Here is a 17,652-nt window from a genome sequence, read left to right as displayed (position 1 = left end):
ACAACAAAAGGTGTAACATTGTACACTTTTACATTATCTAAGTAGCTAAACGAGTTAGAAGTGTTACTTGTTACACTATCGAATCGATTGCCCCCTGCTTTTAAAATTAACACTGGCTTTTTTACCTGCATCATAGATATTATGAGCTTGATTATTATCAAGTTATGAATGGATGCTGTTGGTAAATGATTCTTAAAACTAAAACACTACAAATGACCAAAACGCCGCAAACAATTGCGGGCCAAAAACAAGAACAGGATGTGGCCTTTTTCTTACGCCGTGCATTTAAAGACAATCCTGAAGTGCTGGTCATCAACGACTTCAAATTCAGCTTTAATGATGAAACGGCTCAAATCGATCACTTGATCGTATATACCTATGGCTTCGTGCTAATTGAATCCAAAAGCATAAAGGGTCACGTTAAAGTCAACAACCAAGGCGAATGGACACGCAGCTATAACAGCCAATGGTCAGGTATGTCTTCACCCATCAAGCAAGTTGAGCTGCAACAAGCCTTGCTAAAAGAAATGTTGAAACACCATAAGAGTGACATATTAAGCAAGTTACTGGGTATAAAGCAGCAAGGTTTCAATGGACGCTGTTGGCACCATTTATGTGCGGTATCCAGTAATGCGGTGATCGACCGAAAAACCATGCCCAAAGAGATTTCAGACAAGCTTTTCAAAACTGAATTTTTGGTCGATGAACTCAAAAATATCATGAATCTTAAACACAAATTGCTCCGCTTGGTCAGCGTCGCAGACACCCGACCAGACTTTAGCCAACAAGAACTCAATACAGTCAGCCAATTTCTTATTAACCAACACATCAACTCAAATATTCAGCAAGTTGACACTGCTCAAGTTCAACTAAAACAAATTCAACCTATATCAAATACGCCAGAACTAAAACCAGAGCTTGAGCAAGGGCCTAAACCAGCATCAGCGCCCACTCATCATCTAGCTCAATCTAATGCCGCAATACTTGCATCAGTAGCGATTGACGCATTAGCGCCAGACCAACACCCGATACTAAGCTGTAAATATTGCGGTGAATCAACACAATACACACCTATGTATGGCAAATTCGGTTACTACATCAACTGCAATCAATGCAGCAAAAACACACCAATGAAACAAGCCTGTCCACAATGCATGAGTAAAAATACTAAAGTCACCAAGCGCAAAGAAACCTACACATTGAATTGTGTAGATTGTGGGTTTGAAAAGCAGGTTATTTAGATGGTAGAAAGTGTACTTTGACCTTACTTTTAGTAATTTGGTGATTAAATCTCGCAACTACAGACTAATAGAAAATAACGCAATTAAATTGCGTTATTTTCTTTACTTATTGACGAAGTAATCTACTATTTTCGACTAGCTTCATCTTCAAAGAGCTTACCTCTTGCGATAATAGAGTCGGTTAATTTAGCCTCAAGTGTAGTGGTTTCTCGGTTAGCTTGCTGTGCTCTAGAAATCTGCTGTTCATAGAACTGAATTAAGTCATCTAAATTTGTCTCGCTTCTCATCACTGCAATAGGCTTTAAGCCCCAACGAATAAAGCACCAATGCGCAATATACACAATCGCGCCGACACAGAGCGGAACCCCTGAGGACAAAATACCTCTTGTAGCTGCATCATCTGGGAAAAATAGCTGAACTGCACCAACTGCGAACGAAGAAAGAGAGGCTGCAGCTAAAGAAGCATACGGCAATTTAGTCGCATTGGTATCAGTCATGATAGCTGCCTCCCAGTCGAGTGCAGGAGAGCATCCACAAGCGCTTCGTTATCTGATATTTTTACTTTGGTTAGTTCAACTGAACCATCTAAACGCTTTACTTCAATCGTTAAGTATTTTGGTGGGAAAAACTTTAAAATAAATATTTTTCCAAGCAAAAAACAAACACGATAAAAAAAAGGCATAGAAAGAACTAAACCTAACATCATGATTAATTTGATGTATGCCTCATATTCAGTCATTTCGCTTCTCTATACGTCATTTTTAATTACCGCGTTGTCTTACTACTTCTAATAACTCCCGTTTATAAGTAGGAGATGTACCATAACGATGTGTTTTGATAGTTTTTAATCTTACAGAAAATAACGCAGTTTTTGAAAATTTCTCATCTCGTTTATTTACTCGTTCTTTAAATGCTTCATCTTTCATGGCAACTGCAACTAAGGAATCATCTGGTAAGCGGACTTGCCAGCCTGTTGAACTTTCAAAATTAACCTTTGTAAAATAAACTTCTTTTCTTTCAGTAACCTCAGTAACTTCTTCAACGACGTTTTGCGCTATGGTTTTAAAGTCTTTAGCTTCTTCATCGGTGATAATATTAACTTCAGCTCCTTGATCGTCTTTAATAACAAACTTAGCGGCAGTAGATCCTTCTAAAGGGGCTTTGATAATAGTATCTAAACTATCACGAACATGCTTGTTTGCAACTAACTCAGCAACTTGAGAAGGTAGTGTTAAATCTGTGTCGTCACTCAGTTTCAACACAGACATACCGTCACTAGATTGTTCAACTATCCTAATTTTTCTAGACTTAAGTTGCTTTAAAGCACTAATTACGGTTACACCTGCACCAGTAGTCCCCATAAACCCAAGAATGGACATAGGGTTTACGCCTACACTAGAAAGATAAGAAACAAACTCAACCACAAATGAGCCTTCGGTATGAGCTTTAACTTCGAGGCTCAATTCTGATTCTTCACCATTGATTAATTTATTAGCATTTTTTAATACTTTAGACATGCTGACAATAGCTTCACCTAGCTTTTCAGCATCAATAGTATGATTAGCAGTTTCAAGTGTATCGTAAGAAATTTGAAAGGCATATTTACTCTTATTATCCATAATTATTAAATCCCTGATGGTCTTTTTTATTGTCAATCACGATTGATTTGATGCTTTTTTATCTAAATAAAACATCTTTTATTATCTAATATCAACTCATACACTTGCACTTTTATGAGTGCTAAAAACAGAACAAGCGATACTTTATTCTTATAATTACTCACTATCAACATTTATCGAAAAAACAAAAAGCCCCGATTCTGTTAAGTATCGGGGCTTTCATCTATTTACCAAGAACTCTTTTACAAGACGTTTGGCTTTGAGCTTTTAGGCTTTAGAACGACAATGCATCTAACGCAGGAAAAATCAGCTTAGAGCAAGGCTTTTTGTCACGAAGCGTAGTGTTTTTCTACGTGAGTGGCAAAGTAACGCCGCTATAACTGATTTTAACCAGTTAGATTACATCATGCCACCCAAATCAGCTTTAAACCCTGTATGTGTCTGAAACAAAGGCTTTCAGGTATCATAGGGGTCAACATTGCGGTCAACAAAGGGGTCTACATTGCAAGACAAGTACATCGTTAAAAAGAAAGGTAAAGACACATATCAGTTTAATATGAGAGTCCCCAAAGCTTTAGCACACCTCTACCCTTACAAGACATACATAACCCGCACACTTGGTACATCTTGCATTAAGACAGCTAGAATCCGTAGAGATAGAATCGTGGGTGAAATTGCAGCACAGAAAGAGTCAACTTACAGTCATGAAAGGGGTGCTTTTCTAGCCTTTGTTGATACGCTTAAAGAAGCAAAACAAGAAGCTAGAGGCAACCGTGGTGAAGCGTACTATCAATTATCGACTGAAGATATTCTTGATACTGAAACCTTCCCTAAAGCTCAATTAGCGGCCTCTCATTCAGTTGAAACGGGTATTATTCCTGAAGGTTATAGACCAACCTTGCGAGAGTCACTGCACTCATGGCTTGAACGTAATTCACGTAAAAATAAAGATACTATATCGAAGATGAAATCCACTACGGATAGATTCTTGAAACATTGTGGTCATTTTGATGTTGAGCTCGAATCAATCCACCGTAAAGATGTGCTGAATTACATTGAACAAACGATTGAAGATTATTGTGTCAGTACTGTTTCAGGGAATCTCAGCAGATTACGCTCACTCTATAAACATGCTTGGCAGATTGGTCTTATTGAGTCTCGTTCCTGTCCATTTTCCGATCATAGTCTTGCGCCTTATAAAACAAGCAAAACTATTAAAAAACAATTATTTAGTAAAAGTGAGGTTCAAAAGATATGGCTGTGGGCTAATGCCCAGAACAACACTATGGGCGATATTACTAAAGTAGGTTTATTTACTGGAATGCGTATTGGTGAAATATGTAACCTTAGAGCTAAAGATGTATACATTGAAGATGACCTAATGGCCTTTTTTGTCCAAACTGGTAAAAATGGAAATGCTCAAAGAACTGTGCCTTTATGTAATGATCTTATACCTATAGTAAATAAACGACTTAAAACTGTTGAACCTGAAGACCTCTTATTTGGAGTTCAGGGAAAGAAAGCGAGTCGAGATTTTAGCCGATTCAAAATCGCTGAGATAAGCACAGATAGCTCTAAATGTTTTCATAGTTTTCGGGTTCACATGAGCACTGCTTTCAATAGGGCAGATATTAAAGAGCGGACAGCTGCATTTATTGTAGGACATGAAGGCGGTAAAACTATGACGTATGGTTACTACGCTAAAGCTGATGAACTGTATAACCTAAAAGAGGCCGTAGAAAAGGGTGTTGATATAATTAAGCGGGATTGGCTTAATAAGTAGAATATAGTCATACTAAACACTGAAGAGCTAGAATAACGTTAAATTTTATTCACTAGCCCCTTCAGTGATTAAAGTAACTACTGTTAAGTTTTATTAAGTACTAAACTTTGAAATATCTAGTTTGTGAGTCAGCTCTCATCTAGTATCTCTTACCCCTACGAAACACCACCTTTACACTAAGCACACTTTTACCAATAAGACCCAGAAATACAATTACTTACTTTGACTTTGATAAAGTGGTAAAGTAGTTTTATTGATCAATTAATCCTCTCATCAGGACTGCGTAATGAACAGCCAACTAATCCCTGCACAAAGAATGGTGATTACTCAGAAAAGGGTAATAGTTCTTGTTTTAATTATCTTAGGCGTTTTCGGCTTACTAGGCTATCGAGCTGCGGTTGTCACTATGGGTATGGAAAATGTCACCAGCACAAACCTTATGCTAGTTACCCGTACGCCAAACAGTTTAACTAAGTTACAAGAGCACTCTGATAAGATGAATTTAATGATTAATGACATTGAATCTTTACCGCTCAAAGACATACGTTCTACGATCACAAAAACAGTAGCCCTTATTAATTTAACTACTAGAGAAATTGATGCTCAATATGAAGCTTGGGTTGACTTAAAGGCCAAGATGGATGATGACGGGGTAACCTTTCGTGAACTTAAGAAAAAATTGGATACCATTAAAACACTCCAAGGTGAAGAAATTATTAGCCTTAAAAAAACTCTAGATGACATTAACAATGATGATGTATCTGTTCAGTTTATTAGCTTACTGATTAGCTTTTTTGTTGGCATACTTTCTTCAATTGTTGCCAGCTTGGTTTATCCCTCTATTAAGGATCAAGCAAAATCAGCAATTGACTGGGTAGTTAAAAGCTAGATTTAAGTCAACCGTTTACATACAGGAGAGATTAAAGTATTTATGGCTATGAATAGAAGTAGCCCTACATAAGAATTAAAACTCTAAGCCCGTGGAAGAATTCACGTACCCATTAGGTATACCCATACAGGTATGGTCAAATCACAACCAAACAGTACCCACTAGGGTTGATTTATTATAATGAACACAATATTATCCGTGACCTCTTGGAACCAAACGGATACACCCAGTGGCACACATCGCTTACCTTCGAGTCTCCACAGTAGACCAGAACACTGACCGTCAACTTAGTGAGTCTGGGATTACCTTCGATAAAACCTTCATCGATAAATGTAGTGGTGGCTCAACCAAACGACCAGCCTTAACCGAGCTTAAAGACTACGTCAGGAGCGATGACACTATTCATGTGCATAGCATTGACCGCCTTGCTCGTAACTTGATTGATTTGAAGCAGCTTATCAACGATTGGAATAACCAAGGCATTACCGTCAAGTTTCATAAAGAAGGTCTTAGCTTTAATGCTGGTGGCAATGACCATATGTCAGAGCTAATGCTTAATATGCTTGGTGCTGTTGCTCAGTTTGAACTAGCCATGATCCAAGAGAGGCGTCAGGAAGGCATTGAGAAGGCTAAAACTGCTGGTAAGTACAAAGGTAGGACTTCCAATGAATTGAACCACCAGCGGATCATTGAGTTACGCTCACAAGGTGTTTCATTGAGGAAGGTAGCCAAGGAAGTAGGTGTATCACTATCAACCGTACAAAGGGCTTTAGCAGCCTTAGAGAAGACTTAATGAATCAGTACATGCAAGATAGTAAATTTACCAAGTTAGACCCTAGAACTCTTACTCTTGAACCCGCAATGCAAGCCCGTGATGTTGAATTAATCAAAGATAAACGACTACGGTCAGCCCAAGAGATCAAGCAAGAAGCACAAGACAAAGCGATACTTGAAGACCTCCGTAACGGTGTGCCCATTAAACAGGCTATTACCGTATTCATAGTTAATGATACTTACTACGTGGTTGATGGCTTCCATCGAACTGGTGCTTGCTTGAAGTACCTTAAAGAGAATCCTGATTCAGACCTAATGATTGATGCTTTAGTCATTAAGAATCGTACTTACCAAGAAGCCTTTACTACCGCGCAGCAGGCCAATCAAGGTCATGGTGTGGGTGTCACTAAAGATGAAGAATACCAATCTAAGTTTAGAACGTTGATTGTGAATGGTGAGTTTGACCTAACCGTCTCACAAATTAGAAATAAAGTAGGCTGCAGTCAAGGCCATGCTAGCCATATTGCACATGGACTTAAGGCCTGTAAGGATGCACTTGCTAGTTTTGCTGGTGGTGAGTTAATCAACTTAGATGACTTTATTAGACAGCTTACAGAGGGGCTTGAGCATAAGTATCTATTGCCAAACAGTGCTTGGGATTCTAAAGGGTTCCCTAAAGCTAGACCTCTTTCTGATGCTGTTAATGGTAGAGATACAACTCCAGATAAAGATAGTGACGAATGGCAACAAATGAAGATTAAGGAGGCTGCTGTTGATATGAGCCGCCTCGTTGAGAGATACCGTGAAGACATTTTTAGAGAAGGCTTAAGAAAGGCCGTAAGGGGTGCTGGGTTAGGTATCACAATATCTCAACGAAATAAGTGGCTAGAGCAAGCAGGCTCCGTAGAAGGTGATGAATCATTTGTTGTTGATGACATTGAAAGTTATGGTTTCTAGAATCACATTGAGAACCAAAACCCTTACTCAACGGGGCCTACAGGAGATTTACAAGTAACTGTACACGTGTGTACACCTTGGGGAAACTTAGGGTGTACACAACAGGTTTATTACCATCATGAACCTATAAGCTGATTCAGTTAGTATTTTTATATATTGTGGTAGATAGAGGCAAGTACAAAGATATTTTGTTACTTCTTATCCGTAATAGCTTCAATACCTTTGATGACAAATTGCTTTGAATATAGAGGTGATTTATAGCGTACTTTAGTTTTCTTTTCCGCTGATGCTATTAAAGCATTTATGGCATCTGCTAAGCCTTCTTCTTTGTATGCTGTAGAGGGCTCATTCATAAACCCCATATCAGGATTATTTGTTATGCAATCAACTCTAGGGTGGTTAATCTCCTTTAGGTAAGCATAAAACGCATCTTTTGATATAACTAAGCCAAACTCCCTCCATGCATACTTTTTACCCCAATAGTAGCCGTCTTTAGCAATATGCTGAACACGAGCATCATTTTTCCCTTTGTTAATAACATGCCTACTTTTAGCTAATTGATTAGCATACAAATAACTAATCATTGGATTAATTTCAGTATTTTTAGATAGGCACGATGTATCAATAATTTTATTACCTGCATCGTCAACATAAAAACCAATATTGTAACGCTCCCCTTCTACTAGCTCAGGCGTCCCACTTGCTTCGAATTGATATCTGGTATCTGTTGTTGCTGGTTTAAAAGAATGAATAAACTTACCCATACCTGAAGGCGTAATACTGTAATCACTAACGATTAAATCGTGAATTGTTTTTAAACTTCTTGATTTCATGATATCTCCATTAGCACCTATCAAAATAATGTTCGTAGGTTGCTGAAATAATAAAATAATAACTCAATATTTTGCTTAAGCAGAATTAGATTACAACGGTACTTAAAGTGGAAAAACCAACTTTTATAACACACATACAGCTTAAACAGCATGGCGCATTGTAATCGCAAGACCATCTGTATACCCCCGAACATCCCCCCTACAGCTAAGCTATCATTTTATTAACAGTTTAGTTGGACTCTTGAGAGCCCACTCTTAATGGCTATTCTACTTGCCACCCACAAACAAAAAGGCTACCGTAGGGGTCAACATTGGTGTCAACACGGTAGCCTTAACTTATTGTTTTATATGACTGTTAGGTCATGGGCAATAGTTACATCATGCCGCCCATACCGCCCATACCACCCATTCCGCCCATATCTGGCGCAGAATCCTGTGGTACTTCAGCAATCATCGCTTCTGTTGTGATCATCAAACCAGCAATAGATGCGGCGAACTGTAATGCACTACGAGTTACTTTAGTTGGGTCTAGAATACCCATTTCTAACATGTCACCGTAAGTGTCGTTACCGGCGTTATAACCGAAGTTACCTGTGCCGTTTTTAACAGTGTTAGCCACAACTGATGCTTCTTGACCAGCGTTAGTTGCGATTTGACGTAAAGGCGCTTCCATAGCACGTAGTGCGATTACCACACCGTGTTTTTGGTCTTCGTTCAATACTTCAACATCTTTAATTTTGCTTGCTACGCGAACAAGGGCTACACCGCCGCCTGCTACTACGCCTTCTTCTACCGCTGCGCGAGTTGCATGTAATGCATCTTCAACACGGGCTTTTTTCTCTTTCATTTCAACTTCTGTTGCTGCGCCAACTTTAATTACTGCAACACCGCCAGCTAATTTAGCCATACGCTCTTGAAGTTTTTCTTTGTCGTAGTCTGAAGTTGATTCTTCAATTTGTTGTTTGATTTGGCTTACACGGCCAGCAATTTGCGTTTGATCGCCATTACCATCGATAATGGTAGTGTTATCTTTAGTGATGATAACGCGCTTAGCTGTACCTAAATCTTCTAGGGTCGCTTTTTCAAGCTCTAGACCGATTTCTTCTGCGATAACTGTACCGCCAGTTAGAATGGCTACGTCTTGTAACATTGCTTTACGACGGTCGCCAAAACCAGGTGCTTTAACAGCAGCCACTTTAACGATGCCACGCATGTTGTTTACCACTAATGTGGCTAATGCTTCGCCTTCAACGTCTTCTGCAACCATTAATAATGGCTTACCGGTTTTAGCTAGACCTTCAAGAATTGGCAATAATTCACGGATGTTAGACACTTTTTTGTCTACTAACAAAATATATGGGCTGTCTAATTCAACGCTGCCAGTTTCTGGCTTGTTGATGAAGTATGGTGATAAGTAACCACGGTCAAACTGCATACCTTCAACAACGTCTAATTCGTTTTCAAGCGCTTGGCCTTCTTCAACCGTAATAACGCCTTCTTTACCGACTTTCTCCATTGCGGTTGCAATGATGTCGCCGATTGACTCGTCAGAGTTAGCAGAGATAGTACCAACTTGAGCAATCGCTTTAGTGTCTGAACATTCTTGAGAAAGTAGTTTAAGCTCAGCAACGGCTGCAATAACCGCTTTGTCGATACCGCGCTTAAGATCCATTGGGTTCATACCCGCTGCAACTGCTTTTAGGCCTTCAACAACAATAGCTTGTGCTAATACTGTTGCAGTAGTGGTACCGTCACCGGCTGCATCATTGGCTTTAGAAGCAACTTCTTTAACCATTTGCGCGCCCATGTTTTCGAACTTATCTGTTAGTTCGATTTCTTTTGCCACTGACACACCATCTTTGGTGATGACTGGTGAGCCAAAGCTTTTATCTAAAACAACGTTACGACCTTTAGGGCCTAAGGTTACTTTAACTGCGTTAGCTAAAATGTTAACGCCTGCAAGCATTTTTACGCGTGCATCGTTACCAAATAATACTTCTTTTGCTGCCATGTTCTGATGTTCCTTTAAATGAGTTTTGAAGTAGAAAGTCTAATAATACTGGAGGCTTAGCCTACAACAGCCATTAGATCTGCTTCTGACAGGATTAACACTTCTTCACCGTCAATTTTTTCTTTTTTAACGCCATAACCTTCATTGAAGATCACAACATCACCCACTTTAACGTCAAGCGGAGTCACTGTGCCATTTTCTGAGATACGACCGTTGCCTACAGCAAGGATTTTACCGCGAGTTGACTTTTCAGCAGCGCTACCGGTAAGCACGATGCCACCTGCAGATTTAGATTCAACTTCTAAACGTTTAACGATAACACGGTCATGTAATGGACGAATATTCATCTATGAACTCTCCTAATGATTTTATGCCCAATATCGAGGCGGTTTTGATGGAAAAGGCTTTTACCCTTTGATGGTTGATATATGGGGGTGATCCATCACACTTCCAAGGGCTAACAATAAAAAAACTACAGAATTTTTAAGTCTGTTTTATTAAAGCTATGCAAACCCTGATAGAATTCGCATCCTTCATTACAAAGCGATGTCACCATGAAAGATAAACACGGGTTGCTTAGTGCACCAATTGGTCGTGTTCTGTTTAACATGACCCTGCCTAACCTGATTGGTATTCTCACCATTCTGGGTGGCAGCTTGGTGGACATCTATTTCATTAGCCAGCTAGGTACAGAAGCCTTAGCGGCGGTCAGTTTTACTTTTCCGGTAACCTTAGTGATTGTCAGTATCGGTATCGGCATAGGTGCCGGTGTATCCACCAATTTAGGCCGTTTTATTGGCTCTGGCCATGCAGAACAAGCTAAAGTTTTTTTATTCGATACCTTAGTATTAACCTCTGCGATTATCACTTTATTGTGCCTAATGGGTGGCTTACTGATTGAGCCATTATTCACCTTGCTGGGCGCGAATGATCGCAGTATGCCTTACATTCATGACTATATGATGTGGTGGTATTTGGGTGCACCAGCTTTGGTGGTTCTGATGGTGGGCAATCAAGCATTACGCGCCACTGGCGATACTCGCTCTCCTGCTAAAATTATGATGTTGGCGGCTATTGTCAACTTGGTGCTAGATCCCTTATTAATATTTGGTTTAGGGCCTTTTCCACGCTTAGAAGTGCAAGGGGCTGCCATTGCTACCACATTATCTTGGATTATTGCGCTGTTGCTTGCGGGCCGATTGCTGATATTTAAACGTAAGTTATTACATAGTGCCAGCTTAGTCCGCAGCCGTATGGTCACCAATTGGCGCGCCCTAGCGCATATTGCTCGCCCAGCGGCATTAATGAATTTAATTAACCCCATTGCCAATGGTATTTTGATGGCCATGATAGCCCGTATAGACCATGCAGGTGTAGCGGCATTTGGCGCGGGAATGCGCTTAGAGTCGGTATTGCTGCTGGTGGTAATGGCTTTGTCATCAAGTTTAATGCCCTTTATTGCGCAAAATTTAGGCGCTGGACAGCATGTTCGTGCCAAAGCAGCGTTACTTAAATCGTTGCAGTTTATCTTGGTATTTCAAACCCTGTTGTATATTCCGATGTATTTTTTTGCCTATCCCATTGCACAGCAATTCTCTAACGACCCTGTGGTTATTGATTGGCTGACTTTTTATATTATGGCGTTGCCAGCGGCATATGGTCCGCTGGGCATAGTGATTATTTTTGCCACCAGCTTAAATGCGTATCATCGTCCAATGAGCTCTTTGGTGATTAATTTATGCCGTTTAATGTTGTTAATGCTTCCCTTAGCCGCGTTATGCTCGTACATTGGTGGGGTTAAAGGCTTGATGTTGGCGCTACCTGTAACAAACACCCTAATGGGGATAGCCTGTTATATATTGGCAACCAAAATTACTGAGCCAAATCAACAGACACGCTCGACTCCCATTATTATAGACTAAGTGTTATCGACTAAATGTTATCGACTAAATGTTATCGACTAAATGTTATCGACTAATGTCATCGACTCATTTTCTACACTACTGCATAGGCATACTATGACGATTCAAAACACCCCACAAACGGATCAATCCTCAGGTATAAAGCGCCCATTTAAAGCGGCTCTGATGTCAGCATTTATTATGCCGGGCAGTGGCCAAATGTGGCTGGGTAATAAATGGCAAGGCATGGGTTTTATGGCAGTATCGCTGGGGTGTGTGCTGGTATTAATGAACTTTGCCATTGAGCGGGCGCAGGTGATATCAGAGAAAATTTTAGCTGGCGAAGTTCCATTAGAATACAGTGCAATTTACGCCCAAATAACCCAAGCGCCCGAAGGTGATGCTGCGCAAGTCGCCGCCTGGATCACCTGGATTTTTGTCGCTAATTGGTTAACCAGCATTGTGACTGCCTATCTTGCTGGTACAAAGACTGATGATAAAAAGATTAGCGGTAAAAATAGAAGCGATAAATAGCTATGCTGTATAAGCGCTGCATAATAATCGGTCACTAAAAACCCAGCGATAAGCTGGGTTAATATTAAATAAAGAATAGGTGAAGTAATAGAGCGCTGATCACTTTAGCTCACACCTTTGATAAATTACTTTTTAGTATCGTCTTTATTGTCTATTTGATGCGTTTCAGGACGTTTTTGGCTTGGGTCGTCTTTATGCTCAAAATCCCCTTCAAAGGTGTTGTCTTGATCACGCGGTGGCTCAAAAGGGTTTTGTCCAAATGGCCCCTGATTAAACGGACCTTGCTGACCAAATCCACCGTGTACTCCGCCGTGTACTCCGCCGTTAGCCATCACCCTCAACTGTAATCGTTTGTACATAAATGCCGCCACAGGCGAGCGGGTAAAAGGGGTTAACAACAATAATCCTATCGCATCAGTGACAAAGCCCGGAATTAACAACAATACACCGGCGGCCGCTAACATCATGCCTTCTACAATTTCTTGTCCTGGCGCTTCGCCCCGTGCCATTTTTTGTTGCACTGTCATTAGGGTGTTCAAACCTTGGCTTCTTACCAATGACACACCAACAATGGCAGTAAAAAATACTAGGCCGATAGTTGGCCATACACCAAGTGCATCACCAACTTGAATTAATACCGACAGTTCTAAGGCTGGTACAATAACGAACACTAATAATAAAATCAAAAACATGTAAACCTCGATATAAGAATGATGTTTACCCAATAACTGGCAAATAATCTGCTGTCGATGAAAGCTATATGGGGTTTGTCCGGTCTATTTTCAAGAGACGTCACGAATTTCAAACATAACAGTGAAATCTGTTGCTAAAAATCGTACAGTAAGCCGATATTGACTATTTTAGCTTAAGCTAACGTTAAGTTTAACCGAGATACAATGGAAGCTGATTATTTACTGATTTTTTCAACCTGTCCCGATAAGGCCACTGCCGATAGTATCGCCCAGGCATTAATTAATGCCAAGCTTGCTGCCTGTGTGCAAATTAGCCAACCTATTGTGTCGGTTTATTATTGGGATAACCAAGTGTGTCAGTCTCAAGAGGTACAATTGCAGATAAAATGTCGCGCGTTACATTATCAAGCAATTGAACAATTGGTGATCCAATTGCATCCTTATGAAGTACCAGAGTTAATCGCAACCCCTATTACTCATGGGTTAGCGCCTTATTTAACATGGATAAAAGAAACCACTCAATCATGAAAAAAATATTCGCCTTTGTTTTAACATCTTTACTTTTACTGTCTTCAATCGCTTTCTCACCACTGGTGCAAAGTGAAGGGGTATTTAGTAAAAGTAAGTTTGATTTTTTAAGCAGTGAACCTGAGCTATTGCCGGTTAATGAAGCATTCTCATTCGATTTTAAGCAGCAAGGCAATCAGTTACTCATTAGCTGGGTGATTGCTGACGGTTACTACATGTACCGTGACAAACTGACCTTTAAAGCCGACGGCGCGGTTATTGGTGAGATTAATTTACCCCGCGGAAAAATCCATAACGACGAATACTTTGGCGAACAAGAGGTATTTTACTCGTTTGTCCAAATCCCTGTTGGTATTAAACAAGCCAGTAAAGAAGGCACTTTTAAAGTGACCTTTATGGGTTGTGCGGAAGGGACTTTGTGTTATCCGCCAACCACCCGTGATGTGATTTTAACGGAAGTTGCCGCTAACGATGGCAAAGTGGCTCAAGCTAAAAAAGTCATTGGCGCACCAGAAGTATCGATCAACGACACGGCTGAACAAGCAACTAAAAGCCCGATTACCCAACAAGACACCTTAAGCCAAATGCTTCAAAATGACAGCTTACTGTGGACCTTGGCGATCTTTTTTGGTTTAGGTATTGGCCTAGCGTTAACACCCTGTGTGTTCCCAATGTACCCTATTTTATCGGGTATTATTGTCGGCCAGGGTGAAAAACTGTCTACTGCAAAAGCCTTCACGTTATCGATGGCTTATGTACAAGGTATGGCGATTACCTATTCATTATTGGGCCTAGTAGTAGCCAGTGCCGGAATGAAGTTTCAAGCGGCGCTGCAACACCCTGCTATTTTGATTTTCTTAGCGGTGATGTTTGTACTGCTCAGCTTATCTATGTTTGGCATGTATGATTTAAAACTGCCGTCAAAGTGGCAAGAAAAAATGAACGCCATGTCAAACAACCAAAAAGGCGGCAACTTGATTGGCGTATTCTTTATGGGGGTGATTTCAGGCTTGGTGGCATCGCCTTGTACGACTGCACCGTTATCAGGCGCACTCATTTACGTGGCTCAAAGCGGGGACTTATTACAGGGCTTCCTCGCCCTTTATGTATTAAGCATGGGCATGGGCGTGCCGTTATTAGTACTCGGTACTTCCGGTGGCAAAATTCTCCCTCGCGCCGGTGCATGGATGGATGTTATCAAAACTATTTTCGGCTTCTTGCTAATTTCGGTTTCAATCATGATGATTGGTCGTATTTGGGTAGGGCTGGTGTCTGACGTATTGTGGTCAATTTGGGCTGTTAGCTTAGTCGGTTATTTAATGCATCAGAACAAGTTAACCGCCTTTAACTGGAAGCAGTCTGTTCGTGGAGTATTATTATTACTCGCTTTACTTGCCAGTTTTTCCTATGGTTTTCAAGCTGTGATGAGTCACTTTGGCTTCCAGGTGCCCGGGGTTAGCCAAACGGCGAACAAGGGTACAGCCCAAGCTGATGCGCACCACTTTATTAAGATTAAATCGTTAGATGATTTAGCGGTTGAGTTAGATAAAGCCAGCATCAGTGGTAAAACTGTCATGTTAGATTTGTATGCTGACTGGTGTGTCGCTTGTAAAGAGTTTGAAGCGATTACATTCGCCAATGCTGATGTGCTTGAACGCATGAATAAAATGGTTATCTTGCAAGCCGATGTGACCAAAAGTGATGCTATTGATATCGAGTTACTTGAGCATTACGGTGTGCTTGGTTTACCTACTTTGCTGATGTTTGATAAAAACGGTGATATCCGTGATGATCTTCGTGTCACTGGCTTTATGGGTCCTAAAGATTTCGCTAATCACTTGGATTTACTGCTTAAAGAGTAAACAACCTCTTAGCTAGTGACAATATCGACACAATAAACATCTACCAATGTAAACAAGCGACTTTTCACTCAGGTCGCTTGTTTTGTTTTATGAGCATCATTTTCCCCAAATGCTGGTTTTTCTTATACAATGTTAAGCATCTTTGCCTTAATTCACCATGATGGAGTACTATGGAACCGGCCATATTAATTATCACCTTACTCTGTGGGCTTTTGGTCAGTAAAGTGGGCTTACCGCCGCTTATTGGTTATTTAGCTGCTGGGTTTGTGCTATTCACTTTTGGTATTCAAGACACCAGCCTGCCTCTTTTACAACAACTCGCTAATTTAGGCGTGACCTTACTGCTATTTTCAATAGGTTTAAAGCTGGATTTAAAAAGCTTATTTAAAGCCGAAGTGTGGGCCACTTCTAGCATTCATTTAATTGGTTCAATTATCTTTTTCATTCCGATATTAAAATTATTAGGCATGGCGGGGTTAGAGCAACTAGAAGGCTATACCCTTAATCAACTACTGCTTATTTCGTTCGCATTAAGCTTTTCAAGTACCGTATTTGCGGTAAAAGTGATCGAAGATAATGGTGATATGAAGTCACTGTATGGTCGTGTCGCTATTGGTATCTTGATTATGCAAGATATCTTCGCTGTGGTGTTTTTAACCATATCAAAAGGCGATGTGCCCTCTATTTGGGCGCTAGGATTATTGTTATTACCCTTTGCTCGACCGCTTATTTATAAAGTGTTCGACAAAGTGGGCCACAGTGAAATGTTAGTGCTGTTTGGCCTAGTGATGGCATTAGTGGTCGGCGCTTGGTTATTTGAAGCCGTTGGCTTGAAGCCCGACTTAGGGGCATTAATTATTGGTATTTTACTAGCAGGCCATGCAAAGTCGTCTGAATTAGCTAAATCCATGTACTACTTTAAAGAACTATTTTTAGTCGCCTTCTTCCTTACCATAGGCCTAAATGGGCTACCTACCTGGTCAGATATTGGCTTGGCTGGCATATTAGTCATGCTAGTACCAGTAAAAATAGCCATGTTTATGTATTTACTCACTCGCTTTAAGTTGCGCTCACGCACCTCACTATTAGCCTCTTTTAATCTGGCTAACTACAGTGAGTTTGGATTAATTGTCGCCGCAGTAGCGGCACATAAAGGCTGGTTGCCAGCATCATGGTTAATCATTATTGCCGTTGCCTTAAGTATTAGCTTTTTGTTTGCTGCGCCGCTTAACAGCAGTGTGAATAAAATTTATCAGCATTTCCAAAGCCACTTAGTCAAACTTGAGAAACATCCATTACATCCAGAAGATCGTCAAATAAAAATTGGTAATCCGCGATTTTTAATCTTTGGTATGGGCCGTATTGGTAGTGGTGCTTATGATGAATTGCGTTTGCGTTTCGATGGCGAAATATTAGGCATTGAGCATAAACAGGAGTTAGTTGACTTTCACCGCAGCCAGGGCCGTAATGTCGTCCAAGGTGATGCTGGTGACACTGACTTTTGGGAAAAACTAGAACGTGCGCCGAATCTTGAACTGGTATTACTGGCCATCCCCCATCACGTTGGTAATTTGTTTGCCGTAGAGCAACTTAAAAAGCTCAACTACGGTGGAAAAATCAGCGCGATTGTACAATATGCCGAAGATGCAGAAGCCCTTAATGCAGCAGGAGTCGACAGTGCCTATAACCTTTATGAAGCCGCAGGTGCTGGTTTTGTTGATCATGTGATTTACGAGCATCTTGATGAACCTCAAGAAAAGGTTAACCGTGCGGAGCAGGTTGCCAGTGAGGCAATGCAGGATAATGCAACTGATTCAACTAGCAGCTCAACCAATAATGGCCAAGTTTAGTGCTAAACACTTGCGTCATTTAAGGTAGTAATAGTCAATATATAACGCCTCGAATTTTTTCGGGGCGTTTTTGTTTTTGTCAGCGTATTTTCAATTTTCAGATAGTGAAAAAAATCTCAGTTACAGCAGCTACAAAGTCGTGATATAAATCAAAGTAATAACTTAAATCACTGTCTGT

17 protein-coding genes are annotated in these 17,652 nt (G+C 40.5%); 10 read left to right on the top strand and 7 right to left on the bottom strand.

Annotation, left to right across the window (positions count from 1 at the left end):
* Positions 1 to 185: 185 nt before the first annotated feature.
* Positions 186 to 1,241, top strand: a complete 1,056-nt coding sequence (locus tag ACRWP9_RS04040; RefSeq protein ID WP_434927989.1) for a nuclease-related domain-containing protein — start codon at positions 186 to 188, stop codon at positions 1,239 to 1,241.
* A 125-nt stretch (positions 1,242 to 1,366) separates the two neighbouring features.
* Here the strand turns inward: ACRWP9_RS04040 and ACRWP9_RS04035 are convergent, their stop codons facing one another.
* From ACRWP9_RS04035 to ACRWP9_RS04025, 3 genes are read right to left on the bottom strand one after another with little or no spacing between them, the layout of a single operon-like run.
* A complete protein-coding gene (locus ACRWP9_RS04035; protein WP_434927988.1) occupies positions 1,367 to 1,738 on the bottom strand; it encodes a hypothetical protein in 372 nt (123 codons plus the stop codon).
* Positions 1,735 to 1,980, bottom strand: a complete 246-nt coding sequence (locus ACRWP9_RS04030; RefSeq protein ID WP_434927986.1) for a hypothetical protein — start codon at positions 1,978 to 1,980, stop codon at positions 1,735 to 1,737. Before ACRWP9_RS04030 ends, ACRWP9_RS04035 begins: the two co-directional genes overlap by 4 nt.
* 22 nt (positions 1,981 to 2,002) lie before the next feature.
* Positions 2,003 to 2,860, bottom strand: coding sequence for a hypothetical protein (locus ACRWP9_RS04025; RefSeq protein WP_434927984.1), 858 nt, complete (start codon positions 2,858 to 2,860; stop codon positions 2,003 to 2,005).
* A 478-nt stretch (positions 2,861 to 3,338) separates the two neighbouring features.
* Here ACRWP9_RS04025 and ACRWP9_RS04020 point away from each other — a divergent pair, with 478 nt between their 5' ends.
* The 4 genes from ACRWP9_RS04020 to ACRWP9_RS04005 all read left to right on the top strand — a co-directional run bounded on the left by ACRWP9_RS04020 (position 3,339) and on the right by ACRWP9_RS04005 (position 7,263).
* Complete coding sequence (locus ACRWP9_RS04020; protein ID WP_434927982.1) at positions 3,339 to 4,643, top strand: tyrosine-type recombinase/integrase; 1,305 nt, start codon at positions 3,339 to 3,341, stop codon at positions 4,641 to 4,643.
* Between the two features lie 286 nt (positions 4,644 to 4,929).
* Positions 4,930 to 5,532, top strand: a complete 603-nt coding sequence (locus ACRWP9_RS04015) for a hypothetical protein (protein WP_434927981.1) — start codon at positions 4,930 to 4,932, stop codon at positions 5,530 to 5,532.
* A gap of 229 nt (positions 5,533 to 5,761) precedes the next feature.
* Positions 5,762 to 6,325 (top strand): recombinase family protein, encoded by a 564-nt coding sequence (locus ACRWP9_RS04010; protein WP_434927979.1) that lies wholly within the window; start codon positions 5,762 to 5,764, stop codon positions 6,323 to 6,325.
* Positions 6,326 to 6,336: 11 nt separating this feature from the next.
* Positions 6,337 to 7,263, top strand: coding sequence for a hypothetical protein (locus ACRWP9_RS04005; RefSeq protein ID WP_434927977.1), 927 nt, complete (start codon positions 6,337 to 6,339; stop codon positions 7,261 to 7,263).
* A 191-nt stretch (positions 7,264 to 7,454) separates the two neighbouring features.
* On the opposite strand, the gene ACRWP9_RS04000 is transcribed toward ACRWP9_RS04005, so the two are convergent.
* From ACRWP9_RS04000 to ACRWP9_RS03990, 3 genes are all read right to left on the bottom strand, one after another.
* Positions 7,455 to 8,096, bottom strand: coding sequence for a hypothetical protein (locus ACRWP9_RS04000; RefSeq protein WP_434927976.1), 642 nt, complete (start codon positions 8,094 to 8,096; stop codon positions 7,455 to 7,457).
* A gap of 373 nt (positions 8,097 to 8,469) precedes the next feature.
* Complete coding sequence (gene groL / locus ACRWP9_RS03995; RefSeq protein ID WP_434927975.1) at positions 8,470 to 10,107, bottom strand: chaperonin GroEL; 1,638 nt, start codon at positions 10,105 to 10,107, stop codon at positions 8,470 to 8,472.
* Between the two features lie 56 nt (positions 10,108 to 10,163).
* A complete protein-coding gene (locus ACRWP9_RS03990) occupies positions 10,164 to 10,454 on the bottom strand; it encodes a co-chaperone GroES (protein WP_011639076.1) in 291 nt (96 codons plus the stop codon).
* 207 nt (positions 10,455 to 10,661) lie between these two features.
* On the opposite strand from ACRWP9_RS03990, the gene ACRWP9_RS03985 reads away from it, so the two are divergent.
* Positions 10,662 to 12,029, top strand: a complete 1,368-nt coding sequence (locus ACRWP9_RS03985; protein WP_434927973.1) for an MATE family efflux transporter — start codon at positions 10,662 to 10,664, stop codon at positions 12,027 to 12,029.
* A gap of 96 nt (positions 12,030 to 12,125) precedes the next feature.
* Entirely contained in the window at positions 12,126 to 12,542 is a 417-nt protein-coding gene (locus ACRWP9_RS03980) for a hypothetical protein (protein ID WP_434927972.1), read from the top strand.
* Positions 12,543 to 12,667: 125 nt separating this feature from the next.
* Here the strand turns inward: ACRWP9_RS03980 and ACRWP9_RS03975 are convergent, their stop codons facing one another.
* Positions 12,668 to 13,234, bottom strand: a complete 567-nt coding sequence (locus ACRWP9_RS03975) for an FxsA family protein (protein ID WP_434927971.1) — start codon at positions 13,232 to 13,234, stop codon at positions 12,668 to 12,670.
* Between the two features lie 204 nt (positions 13,235 to 13,438).
* On the opposite strand from ACRWP9_RS03975, the gene cutA reads away from it, so the two are divergent.
* From cutA to ACRWP9_RS03960, 3 genes are all read left to right on the top strand, one after another.
* Positions 13,439 to 13,762, top strand: coding sequence for a divalent-cation tolerance protein CutA (cutA, locus tag ACRWP9_RS03970; protein ID WP_226411661.1), 324 nt, complete (start codon positions 13,439 to 13,441; stop codon positions 13,760 to 13,762).
* Positions 13,759 to 15,624, top strand: coding sequence for a protein-disulfide reductase DsbD (locus ACRWP9_RS03965; RefSeq protein WP_434927969.1), 1,866 nt, complete (start codon positions 13,759 to 13,761; stop codon positions 15,622 to 15,624). Before cutA ends, ACRWP9_RS03965 begins: the two co-directional genes overlap by 4 nt.
* 170 nt (positions 15,625 to 15,794) lie before the next feature.
* Positions 15,795 to 17,474 carry a cation:proton antiporter domain-containing protein gene (locus tag ACRWP9_RS03960; RefSeq protein WP_434927968.1) on the top strand — a complete coding sequence of 560 codons (1,680 nt, stop codon included), beginning with the start codon at positions 15,795 to 15,797 and terminating at the stop codon, positions 17,472 to 17,474.
* Positions 17,475 to 17,652 lie beyond the last annotated feature (178 nt).

It is taken from the genome of Shewanella sp. HL-SH2 (assembly GCF_051164935.1).
Taxonomy (GTDB): Bacteria; Pseudomonadota; Gammaproteobacteria; order Enterobacterales; family Shewanellaceae; genus Shewanella; species Shewanella glacialimarina.
Note: the sequence above shows the minus strand (reverse complement) of the source record. Positions and strands in the feature narration are given on the sequence as shown.